Origin of the sequence: Novipirellula aureliae, from assembly GCF_007860185.1 — a bacterium.
GTDB lineage: Bacteria > Planctomycetota > Planctomycetia > Pirellulales > Pirellulaceae > Novipirellula_A > Novipirellula_A aureliae.
Map to the genome: position 1 here is coordinate 330,085 of NZ_SJPY01000001.1, position 19,922 is coordinate 350,006.

Sequence of the window (19,922 nt, forward strand, 5' to 3'; positions counted from 1 at the left end):
TTCCGATCGAATGATTGATCGACACCCGATGAGCAACCACGGCAGCCATGTCCGGAAACGCGGGGTCAAGCAATCAACCCAATAGCGCAAACGGCGAACATGACGGCGCAGCAGCGACCGCAATCGAATCAACGGTTATAGATGCCTTCAAAAAAGGCACGCCGACTCCGGCGCTAGGGAATCGGCGGATCAGGTAAAGGGTTCGACGAACAAGCCCGCTCATCGTCGACTGACAATTGAAACAGCAGCAATGGTTCCACCTCGGCGACGACTGGCGGGGAAACCTGAACAATAGCGGCCGCGAGCATGGTCCATATCGCATTGATCCCGCGACATTTCGCGGCGTCCTCCAGACAAACCCAGCGCGTCAGTCGCTCGGATTGATCGGACAACTCAGACGCAACAACCATCTCGGTCGGTATCTCGGTCGGTACCTCGGTCGGTACCTCGGTCGGCTCAACATTGGTTTGACATGAAGACTTGCTTGATGAGCAACAACAGCATGAGGGTTGTGAAGCACCAGGATTGGATGAATCGGAAGAAAACAGAGTCAAGTTGCCCTTGGCTTTCTGAAGCCGTGCAACGAGAAATCCGGGAGGCTGCACGCCATTATCGTCCGCCCACCGTAGTTTTTCTTCATCGGAGTAACAGCAGCATTTGTCCCAGCAAAACTCCGCCGTCGCACAACCGCACGGACAATCTTCACAGGGAAATCGCCCATTTTTTGGCGAGACCGGGTGAGAAACGGGAAGTCCCGTAACCCCAGCACATAACACCACAAGCAGCAGAAAGCTGATGCAACGTCGATAGCAAACAAACGCCGAGCGAGTAGAAAACGGGCGAATCAAGGGCAAAAAATGGTTTAGGACACTAACGACCTGCTCCTCACACGGGACAGAATACTTACGCTCCCCTAAGCGGGCAAGTCCTTTCCGCCGTCGATTCAGCATTGGAGTGCATGTCAGCTATTGCGAGGGCTCGAAGTTTTGCAAAAAGATCCATAGTGGCCTTCTAAGTTTGCCGGTAAAACGGCGACCACTGTCATCGGTCTGGGAACGTTTTGGAACCATCACATGGATACGAACGAAACACAACGGAAGGAAATGCTCGAGCATCGCCTAAAATAGAAGCCGCACACGTTGCGGCGGAAATCCAAGCCGCTGAGCAAGATGAGGAGGTTCCGCATTTCGATCAGATCGAGCGGCCCGCTCATGAACTTGGCAAGCGATTCAGCCGAGACATTCAGGGACAACTGGCTCGCGACGTTTGGCTCGCGACGTTGCCCTCCAGGATTTCGGACGCGTTTAATGCCCCGTCACAGACAACAAAAGCCGGGCGGGGTATTTCTGTATCACTTGAAGTGGAGCTCTGTCCCTAGCCTGTTTTATTTCTGTATCACTTGAAGTGGAGCTCCATCACACACCAAGGGACACACACACCAAGGGACAGAGCATCAAAGCATCACACCAAGGGGAGATGGCACACCAAGGGGCACACCAAGGGACAGAGCATCAAAGTGGCACACCAAGGGATGGCACACCAAGGGACAGAGGGCACACCAAGGGACAGAGCATCAAAGCATCACACCAAGGGGAGATGGCACACCAAGGGACAGAGCATCAAAGCATCACACCAAGGGGACTGGCACACCAAGGGACAGAGCATCAAAGCATCACACCAAGGGGAGACACCGATGGCACACCAAGGGACAGAGCATCAAAGCATCACACCAAGGGGAGACACCAAGGGAGTAAGCGCACGTAGATGGCACACCAAGGGACAGAGCATCAAAGCATCACACCAAGGGGAGACACCAAGGGAGTAAGCGCACGTAGAAGTGCAGACGGGCACACCAAGGGACAGAGCATCAGGCACACCAAGGGACAGAGCATCAAAGTGGGGGCACACACACACCAAGAGACACACCAAGAGACACACCAAGAGACACACCAAGAGACACACCAAGAGACACACCAAGAGACACACCAAGGGACAGACACACCAAGGGACAGAGCATGATTCTGGTGGACACACACCAAGGCACACCAAGGGACAGAGCATGATTCTAGTGGATTTGCCTTTTCCCTAACCGAGGTATACGATTCCTGGTGATTCTGCTGACGCTTTTCTCTCGGGAGGTGTGTGATGGTTCGGTTGGCACGTAGCGAGGTGTTTGATCCGCATGAGGTCGTTGTCGCCCATCTCTACAATCGGACCTGCCGACGCTGTTTCCTGATGGGAAATGACCAAGTGTCCGGCAAAAACTTCGACCACCGGAAAATCTGGATCGAAAAATATCTGCAACAGTTTGCGGAATTTTTCTCAGTAGATTTGCTAGCTTTTTCAATACTAGACAACCACATCCACTTGATCCTAAGATCGCGGCCCGATCTGGTGGCGACCTGGAGCGATAGGGAGGTGGCTCGGCGCTGGTTGATGCTCTGTCCACACCGCCGCAAATCCGACGGGTCGCCTTTGCCGCCAAGCGAGCCAGAACTCAAATCGATCGCTGGTTGTCCAATCAAATGCCAAGAAATCCGCGAGCGGCTGAGCAGTTTCAGTTGGTGGATGCGGNTGTTGTGNCAACGCGTTGCGATGCGAGCGAATCGCGAGGANCAGGAGTCGGGCCGGTTCTTCCAAGATCGCTACCGTGCAACTCGATTGACGGACGAAGCATCCCTGCTGGCCTGTGCCGCTTACGTGGATTTGAACCTGATTCGTGCCGCGATGGCGGAAACGCTGGAGCAGAGCGATCATACGTCGGTGCAAAAACGGATCGAGGCGATGAAAAGCGAGTCACCAAGCGAAGACAAGCCGGATGTTTTCTTGGCACCTCTGACGATCGATGAGCAGCTTGATCCCGTAGGTCCCTGTGCTAGCGACAGCGGCAAGCGTTGTAGTGATAAAGGCTTCTTACCAATTTCGCTCGTGGATTACTTGAAGCTACTCGATTGGACAGCTCGGCAGGTGGCGCCGGGCAAACGCGGAGTGACGCCTTCGGCTGCACCACCGATTTTGGTTCGGTTGGGACTCGAGCAAGCGACTTNCGATGCGTTGTCACCGCACGCACCGCCGCTACCATCTCCGCCGCCGCGCCCGCGAGCTACTGACGCTCCCGGACTGAGTGCCCCTTCTTCGATTTTCCTTCTTTTCGTGACGCTCTTTGAGCTGCCCCCAGGAAGAAGGTACGCACCCAATACGGCCATTCCGAGGAAAAAAGCCTATCTCACTGGCTTGCACACACGCTGTTTGACGATCAGGTGCAATAGCAAAGCAAAAATCCCGACATAGTCTGCTTGGGGTGTTACTGCGTCACCTGACATGATGCTCTGTCCCTATACTCGTTTGCCCGCCAACGAAAAAGGCCACCTTTCGGCAGCCTTCACAACGTCGTTTCACTCCGGTGCATCACCACGCAACAGACGCTGAAAACCGAAGATCAAGTCTGACCCCCGCGAAGCGTTCTGCTTTGATCTCGTTCTAGACTTATTCGCGAAGCGTTCCCTTTTTACCGGCCACCTTAGACTTATTCGGACGCTATTGTAGAACCCGCCGAGCATAGAAAAACATCCCCGCAAAAAAAACGCCAAAGAACACCGACGCAACGACATCCATCCAGTTTTCAGCCTCTGCACTATCACACACCGCCAGTATGATGACAACTGGAATCATGGCTAATAATAATAGCCTTCCGATCGTAATTACTAGGGAGCACATCGTGACTATCTCGTACGGTCTTGGTAAAGACAATCGGTAAGTTCGTCGTACGCATCAGCGGCTCTATTGCAAGCCAATGACATAGTAGCACCTAATCCTGTTATACATGATAAACAACCAGGACTAAGAGATCCTACTCTCAAGCAAATAATGCCACAAGTTGGCACGGCTAGGGCACAGGTTGATGCATAACCTGCGTAAGTTGCATATTCACCAAGGCAACAATCCCAGCATGGTGGCGGTGGCGGTGTATCGTCATCCGCACCACACAACCTCCAGGAAGACAATGAGTAGCAATCCGACCCGCCTTGTCCTGGATTAACATCGTTACAACAATTCTCGCCGCTTCCCGAATCAATGTTACCCCCAGAGCAATCCGTTGTTACCGTTACCGTGCGACTTCCAACTCTTGAGTGCCGAAAAGTACACTCGATACACACCAAACCATAAGGATCGCATCCCGACAATACGCAAGGTACCACCAAGGGACAGAGCATGATTTTGGTGGATTTGCCTTTTCCCTAACCGAGGTATACGATTCCTGGTGATTCTGCTGATGCTTTTCTCTCGGGAGGTGTGTGATGGTTCGGTTGGCACGTAGCGAGGTCATTAGCGTCGATCAGTGTGCATTAGCGGTCAAAATCAACAAGTCTGCCGAATGCACTACGCATATCCGCCTATAATTTGTGGGTAGTGTATTCCGTTTTTGAAATTCAAAAGGAGTATTTTGGTGCCTGAACAACAAAGCCCATTTGCGCAAGAAGGATACGATTTCATGGCTGCCGCCTTTGAGGTTCACAACGTTTTGGGTGCCGAACACGAAGCACAATTGATCAACTATATGCGAATCAGTCGCAGCTCCGTTGGCTATTTGGTCAACTTTGGTCCAATCAAGAAACTGGAATACAAGCGTTTTATTTTGTCTGAGTTTCTGTGAGTCGTGTGTGTGGAACGGTTAATTCATGTGCTCTGTGGATTGGGATGGGAAACCGCTAATCGACGCTAATGAACGCTAATCAAATATGGAAGACCATTTTGAAGTGGGTTTCATTAGCGTCGATCAGCGTGCATTAGCGGTCAAAATCAACAAGTCTGCCGAAAGTACTACACATATCCGCCTATAATTTGTGGGTAGTGTATTCCGTTTTTGAAATTCAAAAGGAGTATTTTGGTGCCTGAACAACAAAGCCCATTTGCGCAAGAAGGATACGATTTCATGGCTGCCGCCTTTGAGGTTCACAACGTTTTGGGTGCCGAACACGAAGCACAATTGATCAACTATATGCGAATCAGTCGCAGCTCCGTTGGCTATTTGGTCAACTTTGGTCCAATCAAGAAACTGGAATACAAGCGTTTTATTTTGTCTGAGTTTCTGTGAGTCGTGTATGTGGAACGGTGAATGAGATATTATCAAAAGTTGTGTTCTTGAAAGAATAAAAAAGGTGGCGCATCCTGTTGGAACTTCAAACCTCCAACCGCCCGAAGTGGGCAAAGGAATACGCCATGAACCAGGTTAAAACAGAACGAACCGCTTTACCAGTGGACGAGTCGCTCGATCCGGAAGTGATCTCTTTCCGAGCTCAGTTCGACGAGAAAAGTCCACTGGACGAACTAGTCCGTGAAGGTGCCCGCTAAATGCTCCAAGCCGCGATTGACGCCGAAGTGGAAGATTTCCTCGCACAACACAGCAACCGCCTTGACGAACGTGGTCGACGGCTTGTCGTGAAAAATGGCAGTCTCCCCGAACGTGAAATCCTGACGGGCGCTGGAGCGATCCCCGTCACTCAAGGTCGTGTTCGTGACAATACTGCCGATCCAGACAAGCGAGTCACTTTCACTCCGAGCGTCTTGCCAGCTTACCTTCGCAAAACGCAGGCGATCGAAGAATTGATTCCATGGCTTTACCGCCTACGAAATCGAACCGTGAATCTGTTGAAAGTGAAGGTGAAAAAGGTGATGAACGTCGCGCGTGAGTCTTCGATACCAACCGACAATGCTTCGACCGTCTCGTTGTGCCCGGAATCGTCGCCACCGACTTGGCTCTGGTGGATTCGCGGTAACATCCGAGTGAGGTAAGATCGCCCGAGCGGGCCGAGAGCCGCAAGGATGTTCTCGAACGCATTTTCTGCGGCTTCACCCATCGCCGTTCCTAGATAAAGCCTCGCACTGCTTTGGCACGGCATCAGCGCGAGCGCTTCGTCAAAAGCAAACTTGATTTGCGGAATCGCGTCACTGGCAATGTGATACGTTTTTTGCCCACGCGTTTTGGTGCGTTCTTCGATGGGGAAGCCACCGCCAGGGAAGAGGCTTCCCCCATTCTTCACCTGACAAAGCGTTAGGCAGCCTTGCGATCTTGATGCACTCGGCGGCTTGCTGATTCGATGCGTTGGCGTGCGACTGCGTGGGCACCTTGCTCGGATCGATCGCTATCCTGGTACCAATGACGATTGGCAATCGAATCGAGAATCTGGTCGGCGACAACGACGGCGCGAGCCCCTGCATCCCCGGTGACGGTCGGTGCGACACCGGTTTGAATACTGATCACGAAGTCGTGCAGTTCATCGAGGATCGCGTTTCTTGGTTGCAGCTCTAAGGTCTCACAATGGAGAGGCCCTGAGAAAATCTGATCGGCGCATCCAAGCGGGTTTTCGACATCGGACTCGATATCGAATTGGCGATCGACGACTCGGTCATTTGCGCAAACCTTCGACAAGGCAGGGGTACCGAAATCGATATCGGCAAACCCGTTTGGTCCAAATACCTGCATCGAACGAGCGGGCGTGGGACTCAATCGGGAAGCCTTCAAGTTGGCAACCAAACCACACTCGAATTCAATTCGAGTTTCGGCCATGTCCTCATGGCTGCTAATGACCGAGACGCCGCTCGCTTGTACCGATCGGACAGGTGCATTGGTTAGGGAAAGTACCAAATCAAGATCGTGGATCATCAAATCCATGACCACACCGACATCTAAACAGCGACCGGGGAACCGCGACGCCCGGACCGCTTCGACATACTTGACATCGACGGCTAGGTCATCGAGGGCCGTGAAAGCTGGATTGAATCGTTCGACATGGCCCACTTGAAGCGTCAAGTGTTTCGATCGAGCGAGCATCGCCAAACGCTGAGCATCGGCACCGTTTGCTGCTAACGGTTTTTCCGCCAAGACATGCTTGCCAGCCTTTAGTAGTTCGGTCGCGATCTCGGCATGGAGATCCGTCGGAGCCGCGACGACGGCTGCGTCGATGAGCGGGATACAGTCGCGGTAGTCCTCGTAGGTAGGAATATCAAACTGTTGTTTAATGGTTTCGCGAGCTTGCACGAAGGGATCGCTGACGGCAACCACTTCGACTCCGTCCACTTGGCCGAGTAGTTTGGTATGAATGCGACCGAGATGCCCGGCACCGATAACTGCGATTTGTAGAGGCTTCACGCTGCTTTTCTCCTTCGGTCACGTCCACGACCTTTCTGGCCGCCGACCGAATTTTCAAGGAAATCAAATAGTGTCCGCAGAACAGGTCGAATGGGACCCGTTGATAACATTTGCTCTTTCGCCTTTTCTAGCCCCACATACGAGCGGTACAATAACCGAAACGTCTTGGTCAGAGCCGCGACATCTTCACTGGAGAAACCGTGACGTTTGAGGCCGATCGAGTTGACCGCTCGCGGCTTCGTCGGTTGGCCTTCGACGATCATAAAGGGAGGAACGTCGTGCAGAACCTTGCTCATTGCGCTCACAAAGCTAAGCGATCCGATCGATGCAAAGTGTGAAACGCCAACCCCACCTGCTAGCGTGATGTCACTGCCGAGATGGGAATGTCCGCCAAGCATGACATTGTTGGCGAACACGTTGCGGTCACCGATATTACAATCGTGCGCGACATGGGCATGGGTCATCAAGTAATTGTTATTGCCGATTCGGGTATAGCCGTCTTCCTTCTCGGTCGCCCGGTTAACCGTCACGTACTCGCGAAAGGTATTGCCATCACCGATCACAACAGCGGTGGGTGCGCCTTTATAGCTTGTGTCTTGCGGGTCGGCGCCGATCACGACTCCTGGAAAGATATGATTTTCGGCACCAAGGGTGGTATGTCCCGTCAGCACGGCATGAGCTTCGATGATGCAATCGTCACCGATAGTCACATCGGGTCCAATCACACAAAAATGGCCAATGCGTACATTCGATCCCAACTTTGCTCGTGGATCGACCACCGCAGTTTGAGCAATCTTCGTACCCATAAGTTGGTTCCAACTTCTCAAAAAAATTTACCACGCGGACGCTTCTCGCTAAAACAAAGTTCGGTCACTTCTAAGGAAAGAAGGGACCTGATTCTCTATTTCATTTGGCTACGCTGCTTTGCGAAGAGTGTCTGCTGAAACGGTTAGGGGAATCTGTGCAGCCGCCAAGTCAGCAATCTGCTGAGCCATTCGGCCATTTAAACTATGTCCGCCGCGGTAAGAAACAATGTTCCCGACCACTTCGACGTTGGTAAGTGCCAAGTCGCCAATCAAGTCGAGTAGCTTGTGGCGGGCACATTCTTCGGGATAACGGTACGAGTTTTCGATCGGACCATTTTTCCCAACAATCAACAGGTCTTGGTTGGTGACGTGGGACGCGATGCCTTGACTTCGCAGTGTCATCGCTTGCTCTTCGGTCACAAACGTTCGCGCTGGAGCGACTTCACGGATGAACCGATGCGGGCTCATGCGTAGGGAGAAACTTTGAGGCGGAATCGGAGTTTGATCGTCAAAGCTGAGGCGATACTCGTAGGAGACCGCACCATCGGGAGATGGCGTGATCTCAATCCAAGAGGTGCCAGCCGAGGCGTAGAGACGTTCGCGAACGACGAGTCGACGCTTTGCCGGAGACTGGATAATCAATCCCGCATGACGCAGCGATTCGACATACGCAGCACTACTGCCGTCAAGTCCAGGGAGTTCTTCGGCATCGATTTCGACATAGCAATTATCGATTTCCAAGCCGACGAACGCAGCCATCAAATGTTCCACCATTTCGAATCTTGCTTCACCGTTTTGCAAATTTGTTCTCAGATTTGCATCATGGCGATTGGCAACGGTTGCTTGGCAACGAGGTGCCGATTCCAGATCCGTTCGAATCAAGCAGATTCCGGTTCCAGCCGGGGCTGGATTCATCATAACGCAGACGTCGCGTCCACTCCAATAGCCTTGGCCACGGACTTCGCACGATACCGCGATGGTGTGTTCGTTGCGTGAAGGGGTCACGCTCGGTCTCCCTTCCGATAAAACCACCACATCCATGTGATGATTGTGTTTGGAACGTTCGTTAAGTAGATCCGTCTCTCCGAGACGGATTTCGTAGCGGAAATCGTCAAGACTTTCGTTTTCCAGCGAGAACGAAACGCTTGACGCTTGTCCGCTACTGAGTCCTTCCATCGAGTCTCGGTGAGACTCGGCTACTCTAGCGGGTTTGGCCAGCGGTTGGACGCGCGGCTGTTTGCTCCTTGGCCATCGATTGGTCGAGGTACTGCATCACGCCCTTGGTCATGTCGAGTGCATCGTCATGGTAAACGATGTTCTTCATCACGCCACGGATAACCGATTCGCCCTTCTCCAAGTCCATCTCTTCGCTGTTGTAACGAAGGACCATGTTGATCTTGTAGTGCTGAGCCAAAAACTTCACACCAGCTGCGATGCGTTGATAGTTTTCGTAATAGATCCGAGCTTCGGCGTCGGCTAGCTCTTTACGTTTGCGAGCCATGTCGAGACGTAGCTTCGATTCCATCGAAGCAACCTTCTCTTCCTGCGAAGTGTATTCAGGTGAACCGACTTTGAATGTCTTCAGCATTTCGGCGGCTTGCTTCAACTCTTCGCGTTTGCCTTGTAGTTGACCGTCGTAAGTCTTTAGGTCGCCTTCGACCGATTGAACCTGAGCTTTAATGCCGGGGTGATTCTTGAAGATGTAAGCTACATCGACAACCGCCACGCGATGACCGGCCGAAGGTGATGCCTCCTGAGCCGAAGCTTTTCCGGGGACCACGCTCGTCATGCTCATGATGGCCACTAACATGGCCGTTTTGCAGATAAATCGCACGTCCGCTCTCCTTGCGTTGTAGGTGCGCTAATGTTCGCTTGACGCTCGAGTAAACGAATGTCAAGTGTTCCACGAATTCAACCCTGAATCCTCTTTTGGAACTGTTCGTTTCGAATTGTGTCACCAGTTCGATTAGCCGTAAAGACTAATTTGACCATTCTTGCGAACCGTCGACCATTTTTTTCAATTATTTTGCTTCCAACCGAACCGTCGCTTCGATCCGTTCGGTTTGCCGCGTCACTCGGACCTTTACATCATCGCCAGGATTGTATCGGCGCAGAGCGTCCATCAAATCCGTTTGCGTCTTCATCACTTGTTTGCCCAGTCGATCGAAGCGATCGCCAGCACGCAAACCAGCCTCTTCGGCAGGCCCATCCGGCGAAACGGCAGCGATGACCACATGATCGTCCTGTTCGATAAGCTGCACGCCCATAAACACCGTCAATTGGCGGCGAATGGTAACGCGTTTTTCTGTTTCCGCATAAGTCGGACGTTCCGATTGCATTGCCAATTGACAAGCGACATCACAAACCATATCGGTTATTCGGGTTAAGCCGCCGTAATCGATTTTCGAAAAATCATCACTTGGGCGATGGTAATCATTGTGAAGACCTGTAAAGAAGAACAAAACAGGGATTCCCGCTTCGTAAAAGGATTGATGATCGCTCGGACCATAGCCTGTCGCGACTTTGTTGAGCTGAAACCGATACCGTTCGTTCGTTTGATCCACCATCGATTCCAAATCCGAACCACTACCCGTGCCGTAAACGGTCAATTCGTTATCACGAAGTCGCCCCACCATATCCAAATTGATCATTGCAATCGTCGATTCCAGCGAAAATCTTGGATAGCGAACATAATGCTTGCTCCCCAAAAGTCCCCGCTCCTCGGCTGTAAATGCAATAAATACCACTCGTCGATGCGATTCGACCTCGCGAAGTTGCTCCGTTACCAACTTCGCCGCCGCCATCATCGCCACCGTGCCACTGGCATTGTCGTCCGCCCCGTTGTGAACCGCCACCGTCCCCGGAGCCAACGATGCATACCCCCCCATCCCAACATGGTCGTAGTGTGCCCCTAAAACAATCGTTTCGTTTGCTAGCAATCCACGACCGGGTAATTCAGCGATCACGTTTGACGTTCGCGAATTGGCCGCTTTCAATTCGACGCTAATGTCAACGTGGACGCCATCGAGCAGAGAACTCTGCGGTGGATAGTTATCGCCAATTTTGTCATCGATTTTGGCCTCGATTTCCGCTACCGTCATGTTCATCGTTTGAGTCAAGAGTCGATCGACCGTATCACGAGCGATCGAGATCACGGGGATCGACTTTGTTTGTTTGCTGTCCTGTGTTCGTTTGCTGTCCTGTGTTTGTTTGCTGTCATCATCGCGTTCGATCGCTACGGTAACCGTGCTACCTCCTGCTTCGCCAACCGCTAGAACACCGCGTTCGCTAATGCGTCGTTCATGGAGTCGTCCTTCACGAATCGCCGTGGCTTGTTCGATCCGTTTGAGCAGGTGTTCATGCAGGTTCACCGCACCCTTTGGCAAATCGGCGAGCTGTTGTTTCAGCTGCTCAACTCGAGCGGATTCTCGTTGCAGTTGATCCTCAGCAGCCAGCACATTTTTGGCGATACTATCGGGATCGTTGACCAATAAAACAGCCACTGCCCCATGACGGATTGCGTTCTTGATCTTCGTTTGAAAAAAGGCGTGATCGGTCGAGTTGACTCCATCAAAACAGCTCTCGGGGTCGTTCGCCCCCGGCTCTTTTCGCAAGACAATGACCACTTTTCCACGGACGTTCAGATTCGCGTAGTCATCGTAATTCAAATTCGGGGCGGTGATTCCATAACCGACAAAAGCCAATTCGCCACTCGCCTTTCCTTTACTGGAACCAATCGCCAACGGGTTCATGCCTGAATTGAGACTTTCGGTGATGTCCAAGTTGGTTATGTTCGGCGAGTCGATTTGCAAACGCACAAAGTTTTCCTCGACCGCGCCAGCTCGCGCACCGATCGGCACCTCGAGCGTTTGAAACGGCTGGCCGTCAAACAAGGCTGTATTGAGTCCAATTTCAGTGAACCGGTTGGCAATGAACTCCGCCGCCAAGTCGATCGATTCGTCCTGGACCCCCCGTCCGCGAAGTTCCTCACTCGCCAAATACTCCAAGTCAGCACGCTGACGGAGCTGCCAAGACAGCTCGGGCTTCGCCGACAACGGACGCTCTGCCGATGCGAACGATATTTGTAGAATCAGTAGGCAGAAAACAATCGTACGCATAGAAATTATCCCGTAAGCATTTATTGGATAAGCATTTATTGGAGTATAGTCTTTCGGCGACATCCGTGAACCGCGTGACGTCGGCTAAAGCCTAGACGACAGCGTTTCATCCGAACGCATCATCAACGCCACGCAGGCAGGCAGCAGCGTCAAATTCACCACCGTCCCGATACATAAAGTTGCAGCAATCAGTATACCGAAGGTTGCGGTAGGTACAAATTCGCTTGATGACAAGATACTAAACCCGACAACCAACGCGATGGTTGCGAGAATCACAGGGATACCAACATTCCCTGCCGCATGGCTGACCGCGAGATCGACTCGGTGCCCGCGGTGCCGCAAACGCCGGTAATTCGCCAACAAATGGACAGACCCGTCAATCGTCAGCCCAATCGAAACCGCAGCAATCATGGTTGCCCCCATGTTGATCTTACCATCGAGAAACCCCGCCGCGGCCAAGACAATAAAAGCAGGCAATAGATTGGGCAGCAGTGCTGCGATCGACAATCGAAGCGAACCGGTCGCCAACCACAACAATAGCCAAACCAACCCCCCCGCCGCTGCCAAGCATCGCCATTGGTCCCCTATCAATTGTCCTACCAATTGCGACATGATCACATAATAGCCGGTTACTTTCGGAGCATCCACTCGATCGGACTCGCCGAAGACTGCTTTCCACTCATCGGACCGAACATGCTCCGCCGCGGCCATTTGTACCTGTGCAATCAACGCCGATTTGACCTCAGCAGGTAGTTGTTCTTGACTTCGCAGCATGATTCGCATCTGTCTTGGTAGATTTGGATCGGTCGTCAACAGTGCTTCGAAGAACACGGGTATCGTCTCTTTCATCGCTGACAGGCGTTCCGCAGAGGGCGTGAACCGCAGCAGTGGTGCTAGCGATGCAACGTAGTCGGCATCCGCCAAACTGAGCACCTTGGTCAACTTCGTTCCATCGACCTCGACCGCGCGGAGTTTTTTCTCCAGCTCGATCACTTGCCGAATGTATTCATTTGACAATTTGCGTGGCGCGGGCAAAACCACATCCCAAATGCCTGCCCCGCCCAAATTCGTTTCGACTTGGTTGTACGCTTCAACGATCGGACTGTCAGCACGAAAGTTATTCAAAAAACTGGTTTCCGCCCGCGCTTGCCAAGTTCCATAGACCGACACCATCATCAACCCGATTGCGGCCAACGTTGCGGTTTTGCGGTAGGAAACAAAACCTCTCGCTAGCACCGTACACCCTCGACTTACGCGCACCGTTACTCGGTTTTGAATTCGCTGTAAGGGCTCCGCAATCCGCAGCTCGGGCAACATCATGACAAAAGCTGCGAAGAGCAATACGGCTGCAAACACGGCGATTGATGCGATCGCAATCATCGCTCCGAACTGACGCACGGGCAAAATGCGTGACCACCCCAGTGCCGCGAAACCGGCTGCGTCCGTCATGCAAGTCCAAAAGATCGGTACGATCAACGTGGACAACGAACGATTGCAGGCTTCAATTTTGGACAAACCGGTTCGCCGATGGTTTTGATACCGGACTCCTAAATGCAGAATTGCGGCGACCGCGACCACGGTCACAATGGCCGTCATGATCGTCGACACCAACGAACGATGAATGCCTACCATCACGGAGATCGCTTCGGCCACCACGACCGACCATCCAACGATTCCGACCGTCAGTAGAACGAAACGGAAATCCAACAGACTGATCAGTACCACGATGCTAAGTAACCCCAACGTGATCGTCGCCAAACGACGGCCATCCCGTTCGACCAAATCGAACGCATCATTGATCAAAACTGGCTCACCCACCAAATAGCCCTGGCCCACTTTTCCGTCAAAACGGTCACGAAGCCCGCTTGCGATCTCTCGCAATTGTTCAATCGTTTCAGGCGGGTGTTCCGGCTTGAGCAATGCGACGACTGCAGCAAAATCGTGGTCGAGCGAATGAGTGTACCCAGAGAAGACGAGATCGATACCTCGAGCAACCCTATCCCCTCGGCGAGCCAACGCTGGTTCACTCGAGCGATCGGTAAAAAAACGTACGGGACGCATCATAGCGACTAAGTCGTTCAAAACCGATGGCGATAAGACTCCATCGACACCTTCGACTTCACCAATCGCTGCCGACAGAGCCTTACTACGCGATAACCCAGCATCTGACATCAAGTCATCGTCATGGTAGACGATCATGACCACAACGTTACCGCCAAACGCATCTTGCAGCGACTGATAATCGAGCAGTGTGGGATCGTCGGACGGAAACATCGTCGCGATCGTCCGATCAAACGTCAATTGTGAAGCGATTGGCCACGCCCCAAAGAACACAAGAAGCCCCAGAACCATCAAAACGATCCGATAGTGGACGAGCTTTTCTGCCAACGTTAATCTAAGCGTCTCGATGCGACTGCGTAAGTCGGACTTGGGTAAAACGTGTTTGGAAATGGTGTGACCGTTGGGAATCGATGGGATGGATGGGAATGCTGGGAATCATCGTCGCTGGCGAGATCCAAAATGGATCGTCATCGCCGTCTTGTTCGCCACCGTGATGGTTCGCGGCCTTGTGCTTTGGGCTCAGTTCGACCATTTCGAACAAGATCCCGATGCTTATGCGAAAATCGCTGAAACGATCCAGGCTCAGCAAACGTTTGGTCTGATGGTTGCGGATGACCCCGATTCGGTCAATCCAACCGCATTTCGTCCTCCGCTCTATCCTTTTTTGCTCTCGTTATTGGTAACCGATGGAACGTTAAACCATGCCGCCGTCGCCCTCTTTCATCTGGTGTTGGCGATTGCGACGGTATGGTTCACTTTACGAACCAGTCAAAAGCTGATCGATGGAGGCAAAATCGGCTGGCCCTCTATCGTGGCATCGATTCTGGTAATCGTCGACCCCATCCTTTTGCAGCAATCGACGCTTGTAATGACCGAAACGATTGCCGCAGCGATCGCCAGCGGCGTGATTTGGTTTTGGGCTTGCCATTTTACACGCTGCCCGACCGTTGCAAAGGCTGTTGTTTTTGGCCTGCTGTTGTCTCTTGCCTACCTTTGCCGACCCACCTTCCTGGTTTGGGCGGTGCTCTTACTCCCCATGATCTTGGTCGGAATCGAAGCAAGTCGTTTGAAAAGAGGTCTGCTCTGCCTGTCCACCGCAACGGTACTGATATTAGCCGTCGGCTTATGGACGTCCCGAAACGTTCGAGTTCTCGGGCATCCGATTTGGGCGACCACACATGGCGGTTACACGTTACTGTTGGCCAACAATCCGTCCTTCTACGATTACTTGCGTCATGGATCGTTCGGGACCACTTGGGACGCTGAAGCCTTCTTCAAAGCTTACGCTCCCGCCGGAGACTTGGGCGAGGTCGAACAAGACCGGGTTGCCTACGAAGCGGCCAAACAGACGATTCAAACTCAACCAGCGATGTTCGCTTGGTCCTCTGTGGTACGAGTGGCGCGGCTATGGAGCCCGATGCCGCATCACACCGCCGACCGTTCGTGGGTTCCCATTATCTTCGTTACGATTTACTACACGGCCTTACTCGTTGCCGTACTCATCGGCGGCTATCGACTAAGAAGACAGCTACTACGATCGCCGTGGCTACCGATGGCAGCGCTAGTGTTTACGTTGTCTGGCGTCCATGCGGTGTACTGGAGCAACATGCGGATGCGTGCTCCGGCAACGACCGCGATAGCCATCGTCGCCGCCAGTCTGCTGTCACGCCGAGAAAGAGTAGGTGGGAAAAATGAGCCTTTAAGCGACGTCCCCAACGCTCCGCAGCCATACCCGCATTCGGATGGCGTACAGCAGCGCAAAGGCAACCAGTCCAAATCCCATTGCGATTGGGAGTGACGCATTTCGCCCCCCGGCCGAGCCCATACACCAAGAAGATGCATCCCATCACGCCCATCAGCATTGAAGATGCTTAACGGAAAACTCGAAATCCAGTCGATTCCTAAAAAATGAATTTCAAATCGCGGTGCAACCCAACCGCTTGTTCCCTTGCGATTTGTTCTTTTCCCAACCCATTTGTAGGCGTTCTTTAGCGAAGATTAGCGGTCCCCTTTCGAACCAACTCTCTCTGACCTTCGACGTGATACTTGTTGATTTCAGGAGAGTTGGTAGTGGCTATGTCCTTACGATCATCAAGAACGCGTAAGCGAACATGGAAACGATGACGCCGAGTGCAGCCCCGTATTTCGCAAATTCATGCAATGGGGATGGTTGCATGGAGAGGCATATTCGCAAAACGGGTAGGGCGAGTCTTTCCGTTGGTCGGCGATTTAAAAAAGCATTTCGTTTGCTTGTCTCGAATGTCGTGGACTTAAATGTTGGAGTCCAGGCTTTGGCCGATTCATGCCTCTCGAAACTCCCTCCACTCTCGGCGAATCCTGGTCATCCATACCTCGTGGAAAATCAGCCGGATTTTCTACCCCAAATGCAGTGCCGCTCGGGCCAATTGCAGCCAACTGGTTCCGGCTGTATCAACGTTCATATCGTAATCCTTGGTCGGAATGTACGCCTTCCGATTGTCGACGATCCGGATCGGGATCGTCGTGTGACGCACCAATTGATTGATGCGGTGGCGATCGGTGTAATGCAACACAATGAATCGGGCATCACTGGTGATCGCAGCAATCTGCCAGGCTGCCGCATCCAGTCTCAGCTCGGCAAACTCGAGAATCCGTTTGGCGGGGGCCGGCAACTTACCGAAGCGGTCCTTCAGTTCCATACGTACTGCTTTGATCTCGCTCGCTTCATTGATCTTGGCAATGCGGCGGTACAAGTCGATTTTGTGTCGTAAATCGGGAACATAGTCGTCTGGCAAATACGCTTCGACCGGCAAGTCGATATCGACATCGGCCGACAATTTCGGTGGCAATTTCTGCAGCTGTCTGACAGCGTCTTCGAGAAGTTGACAATACATTTCGTATCCGACGGCTGCGATATGACCGCTTTGTTGGCTGCCGAGCAAATTCCCCGCACCGCGGATTTCCAAGTCTCGCATTGAAATCGCAAAACCAGCCCCCATGTGGCTGAACTCTTCGATTGCCCGGAGCCGCTTCGACGCCTCGGGCGACAAATGCTTGTGCTGAGCAACCATCATGTAGCAATACGCTTGATGCTTGTAGCGACCAACACGCCCACGGAGTTGGTGTAAATCACTGAGCCCATATCGATCCGCATCGTCGATAAAGATCGTGTTGGCATTGGGGATGTCCAAGCCACTTTCGATGATCGTGGTCGCCAGTAACAAGTCGAACTTATGCTCGATAAAGTCAACCATCACCTGCTCCAATTCCCCTTCGCCCATCTGGCCATGCCCGATGCCAATGCGAACCTCGGGAACGATACGACGAATCTTGTCGGCGATGGTGTGCATATCACCGATTCGATTATGGACAAAATAGATTTGCCCGCCGCGATTCAACTCACGCACGATGGCGCTACGAATCGTTTGGTCATCCCAGCGAGTGACGTTGGTCTCCACTGCCATGCGTTCCGACGGCGGTGTTTCCAAGTTGCTGATGTCACGAACGCCGACCAACGCCATGTGAAGCGTCCGGGGAATCGGGGTCGCTGACAGCGTCATCACATCGACGGTACTGTGCAGCGTTTTCAGTCGTTCTTTGACGGCGACCCCAAACCGCTGTTCCTCGTCGACAACGACCAACCCCAGATTTGAAAACTTCACATCGTGACTAGCCAAACGATGGGTCCCAACGACGATGTCAACTTTGCCGCGGCCGATATCCTTGACGGTTTGCCGCTGCTGGGCCGCGGAGCAGAAGCGGCTTAGTTTGGCAATTTCAACAGGAAACTCGGCCATTCGGGTGCAAAAACTATGGTAGTGCTGTTCGGCCAGGACCGTGGTGGGCACGAGCACGGCGACTTGATGGCCACTCGTAACGGCCTTGAAAGCGGCACGCATCGCGACCTCGGTCTTGCCAAAACCGACATCACCGCAGATCAGTCGATCCATCGGTTTGGGCAATTCCATATCGATCTTGCTGGCCTCGATCGCCGTTAGTTGATCGGGCGTTTCGAGATAGGGAAAACTGGCGTCGAATTGCCGCTGCCAAGCATTGTCCGGATCGAATGCGATGCCTTGCCGGGATGTCCGTTCCGCCTGCATCTCGAGTAACTCCGACGCCATATCGGTAACAGCCGACTCGGCTGCTTTGCGTTGTTTCGCCCACGATTGACCACCGATCTTTGCCAATCGCGGCGTTGTTTTTGTGCCACCAACGTAGCGTTGAATCAAGCCGATTCGGGACGCGGGGACATAGATCTTTGTTCCTCCGTCGAACTCGATCGTCAAGTGTTCTAAATGCTGGCCGTTTTTTTCAATGCTTTGCAGCCCACGGTAGAGTCCGATGCCATGCGACAGGTGGACGACAAGGTCGCCAGCTTCAAGTTGCAGAAAACTGTCAATTGGTTTCCCGCGTGCCCGCGTGCGTCCACGACGAACGGGACTGCGATGAAACAGTTCTGCGCCCGTTAACACCAAGACCTTGGAAGAGCTCAGTCGGAAGCCACCGCTTAATTCTGCGACCGTTAAATGTAGCCGGCCTTGGCGAGCCGCTTTGGTGTCACGAAGTAGTTCTGACAACCGTTCACTGTCCGCCGCGGTATCGCCAACCAAAATGATTTGGTGGTTGTCGGCGACGGTATCGATTCGCGTGCAAGTCTCATCGAGATGAACGGCAAAGTTGTCGGCGGTGACCGCTTCGATTCGGATAACTTTGCGGCCAGTCGATTCGCTTAGCGAACTGGCGTGGACGATTGGGAAGGCGGAAAACGACTCGCCTAGCTCACGGTAGTTCATGAACCGCGGATCATCACCGCTGCGCCGATGGATCGCCGCGGCGGACGCTTCACAGTCTTGAGGATCGACGAAGACGACCAGCGTGTCGGCAGGCAAGTATTCACAGAGACTTCCGAACGCTTCGGTTTGGTTGCCAACGATGGCTTCGGCATCTTCACCGCCAATCGCCGTCAACTCGACTTCCGAGACCGATTCGACACTGCGTTGGCTCGCGAGATCGAAACGTCGAATCGATTCGATCTCATCACCAAACCATTCGATTCTCAGGGGGTTGGCTTGATCGGCGGAATAGATGTCCAAAATACCACCGCGCGAAGCAAACTCGCCCGGAAATTGGACGGCCGTCGTCGCGGCGAAACCCGCTTCGGCTAACCAACGGCGAATCGATTCAGGTTCGATCTGCTCGCCGACTTGAAAGATGCGAGTCGCTTGGTCGAGCCGGTTACGTGACGGCACTCGCTGCATCGCTCCGCCCACGAAGGCGGTGACCAAGAGTGGCCCATTGTCTAATCCACCATCGCCGATCTCGTTTGAGAGAGCATTCTCGCTACGAAGCTTGCGAGCTTCCAAACGCTGCAGTACTTGAAGTCGCTCGGCAAACTCGGCGTCACGGTGATGGTGACGTCCCGAGGAGGATCCCCCCGAAGAAAGCGGCAAGGAGATCGAGTTTTGCAGTCCGAACTCGATCGCGTCACCCGCGACGATATCCGCGTCGGCGGCCTGTGGGACAATCACCAGCAAATTTGAAACGTGCCGAGCAAGCGTTGCAGCAAGCAGTCCGCGCAGCGGTCCCCAAACATTATCGAATACCAACGGTTTGGTACGTTTCGTCCTTTTTTTCGTGAGATGCGGACTTATTTGCGCAGAAATCCCGCAGGTCTCGTCAAGTAAACGAGCCAGATCAGCGAGTCCGCCAGCGGCGGTACGAGTGGTCGTGACAGCATCAGCCAAAACGTTACCGATAACGTGGTCGGGGGTTGTCAAGTTAGAACACTTCCCAAAGGCATCTAAA

General features: G+C 53.0%; 12 protein-coding genes and 1 pseudogene. 5 read left to right on the forward strand and 8 right to left on the reverse strand.

Annotated elements, in window-relative coordinates; translation table 11 throughout:
• Window positions 1–173: 173 nt before the first annotated feature.
• Window positions 174–554 carry a hypothetical protein gene (locus Q31b_RS01345; RefSeq protein WP_231617215.1) on the reverse strand — a complete coding sequence of 127 codons (381 nt, stop codon included), beginning with the start codon at window positions 552–554 and terminating at the stop codon, window positions 174–176.
• 506 nt (window positions 555–1,060) lie between these two features.
• Here Q31b_RS01345 and Q31b_RS01350 point away from each other — a divergent pair.
• The 4 genes and pseudogenes from Q31b_RS01350 to Q31b_RS29790 form a co-directional block, all read left to right on the forward strand.
• Window positions 1,061–1,378: a hypothetical protein gene (locus Q31b_RS01350; protein WP_146597884.1), complete on the forward strand. Its 318-nt coding sequence runs from the start codon at window positions 1,061–1,063 to the stop codon at window positions 1,376–1,378.
• A gap of 3,069 nt (window positions 1,379–4,447) precedes the next feature.
• Window positions 4,448–4,654: a GxxExxY protein gene (locus tag Q31b_RS01365; protein ID WP_231617216.1), complete on the forward strand. Its 207-nt coding sequence runs from the start codon at window positions 4,448–4,450 to the stop codon at window positions 4,652–4,654.
• Between the two features lie 234 nt (window positions 4,655–4,888).
• Window positions 4,889–5,095 (forward strand): GxxExxY protein, encoded by a 207-nt coding sequence (locus Q31b_RS01370; RefSeq protein ID WP_231617216.1) that lies wholly within the window; start codon window positions 4,889–4,891, stop codon window positions 5,093–5,095.
• Between the two features lie 125 nt (window positions 5,096–5,220).
• Window positions 5,221–5,622: pseudogene (locus Q31b_RS29790) on the forward strand (transposase); the annotation flags it as partial.
• Window positions 5,623–6,052: 430 nt separating this feature from the next.
• Here the strand turns inward: Q31b_RS29790 and Q31b_RS01380 are convergent.
• The 6 genes from Q31b_RS01380 to Q31b_RS01405 form a co-directional block, all read right to left on the reverse strand.
• Entirely contained in the window at window positions 6,053–7,150 is a 1,098-nt protein-coding gene (locus tag Q31b_RS01380) for a Gfo/Idh/MocA family oxidoreductase (protein WP_146597887.1), read from the reverse strand.
• On the reverse strand, window positions 7,147–7,956 hold the full coding sequence (lpxA, locus tag Q31b_RS01385) for an acyl-ACP--UDP-N-acetylglucosamine O-acyltransferase (protein ID WP_146597888.1): 810 nt from the start codon (window positions 7,954–7,956) through the stop codon (window positions 7,147–7,149). The genes Q31b_RS01380 and lpxA overlap by 4 nt, the downstream gene beginning before the upstream one ends.
• Window positions 7,957–8,064: 108 nt before the next feature.
• Window positions 8,065–9,132: a UDP-3-O-acyl-N-acetylglucosamine deacetylase gene (gene lpxC, locus Q31b_RS01390; protein ID WP_231617217.1), complete on the reverse strand. Its 1,068-nt coding sequence runs from the start codon at window positions 9,130–9,132 to the stop codon at window positions 8,065–8,067.
• 25 nt (window positions 9,133–9,157) lie between these two features.
• Window positions 9,158–9,790, reverse strand: a complete 633-nt coding sequence (locus tag Q31b_RS01395; protein ID WP_231617218.1) for an OmpH family outer membrane protein — start codon at window positions 9,788–9,790, stop codon at window positions 9,158–9,160.
• A 187-nt stretch (window positions 9,791–9,977) separates the two neighbouring features.
• The gene (locus tag Q31b_RS01400; RefSeq protein ID WP_197170744.1) at window positions 9,978–12,074 is read right to left on the reverse strand and encodes a M28 family peptidase; all 2,097 of its coding nucleotides are present in this window, start codon (window positions 12,072–12,074) and stop codon (window positions 9,978–9,980) included.
• Window positions 12,075–12,158: 84 nt separating this feature from the next.
• Window positions 12,159–14,462, reverse strand: a complete 2,304-nt coding sequence (locus Q31b_RS01405; RefSeq protein WP_146597890.1) for an efflux RND transporter permease subunit — start codon at window positions 14,460–14,462, stop codon at window positions 12,159–12,161.
• An 88-nt stretch (window positions 14,463–14,550) separates the two neighbouring features.
• On the opposite strand from Q31b_RS01405, the gene Q31b_RS01410 reads away from it, so the two are divergent.
• Window positions 14,551–15,933 (forward strand): hypothetical protein, encoded by a 1,383-nt coding sequence (locus tag Q31b_RS01410; protein ID WP_197170745.1) that lies wholly within the window; start codon window positions 14,551–14,553, stop codon window positions 15,931–15,933.
• A gap of 577 nt (window positions 15,934–16,510) precedes the next feature.
• On the opposite strand, the gene mfd is transcribed toward Q31b_RS01410, so the two are convergent.
• Window positions 16,511–19,780 carry a transcription-repair coupling factor gene (mfd, locus tag Q31b_RS01415; RefSeq protein ID WP_231617324.1) on the reverse strand — a complete coding sequence of 1,090 codons (3,270 nt, stop codon included), beginning with the start codon at window positions 19,778–19,780 and terminating at the stop codon, window positions 16,511–16,513.
• Between the last annotated feature and the right edge of the window lie 142 nt (window positions 19,781–19,922).

Bases quoted from the DNA above. Each gene is read 5' to 3' on its own strand.
- lpxA (WP_146597888.1), bottom strand. From the start codon at position 7,956: ATGGGTACGAAGATTGCTCAAACTGCGGTGGTCGATCCACGAGCAAAG.
- lpxC (WP_231617217.1), bottom strand. From the start codon at position 9,132: ATGGAAGGACTCAGTAGCGGACAAGCGTCAAGCGTTTCGTTCTCGCTG.
- Q31b_RS01400 (WP_197170744.1), bottom strand. From the start codon at position 12,074: ATGCGTACGATTGTTTTCTGCCTACTGATTCTACAAATATCGTTCGCA.
- Q31b_RS01410 (WP_197170745.1), top strand. From the start codon at position 14,551: ATGGATGGGAATGCTGGGAATCATCGTCGCTGGCGAGATCCAAAATGG.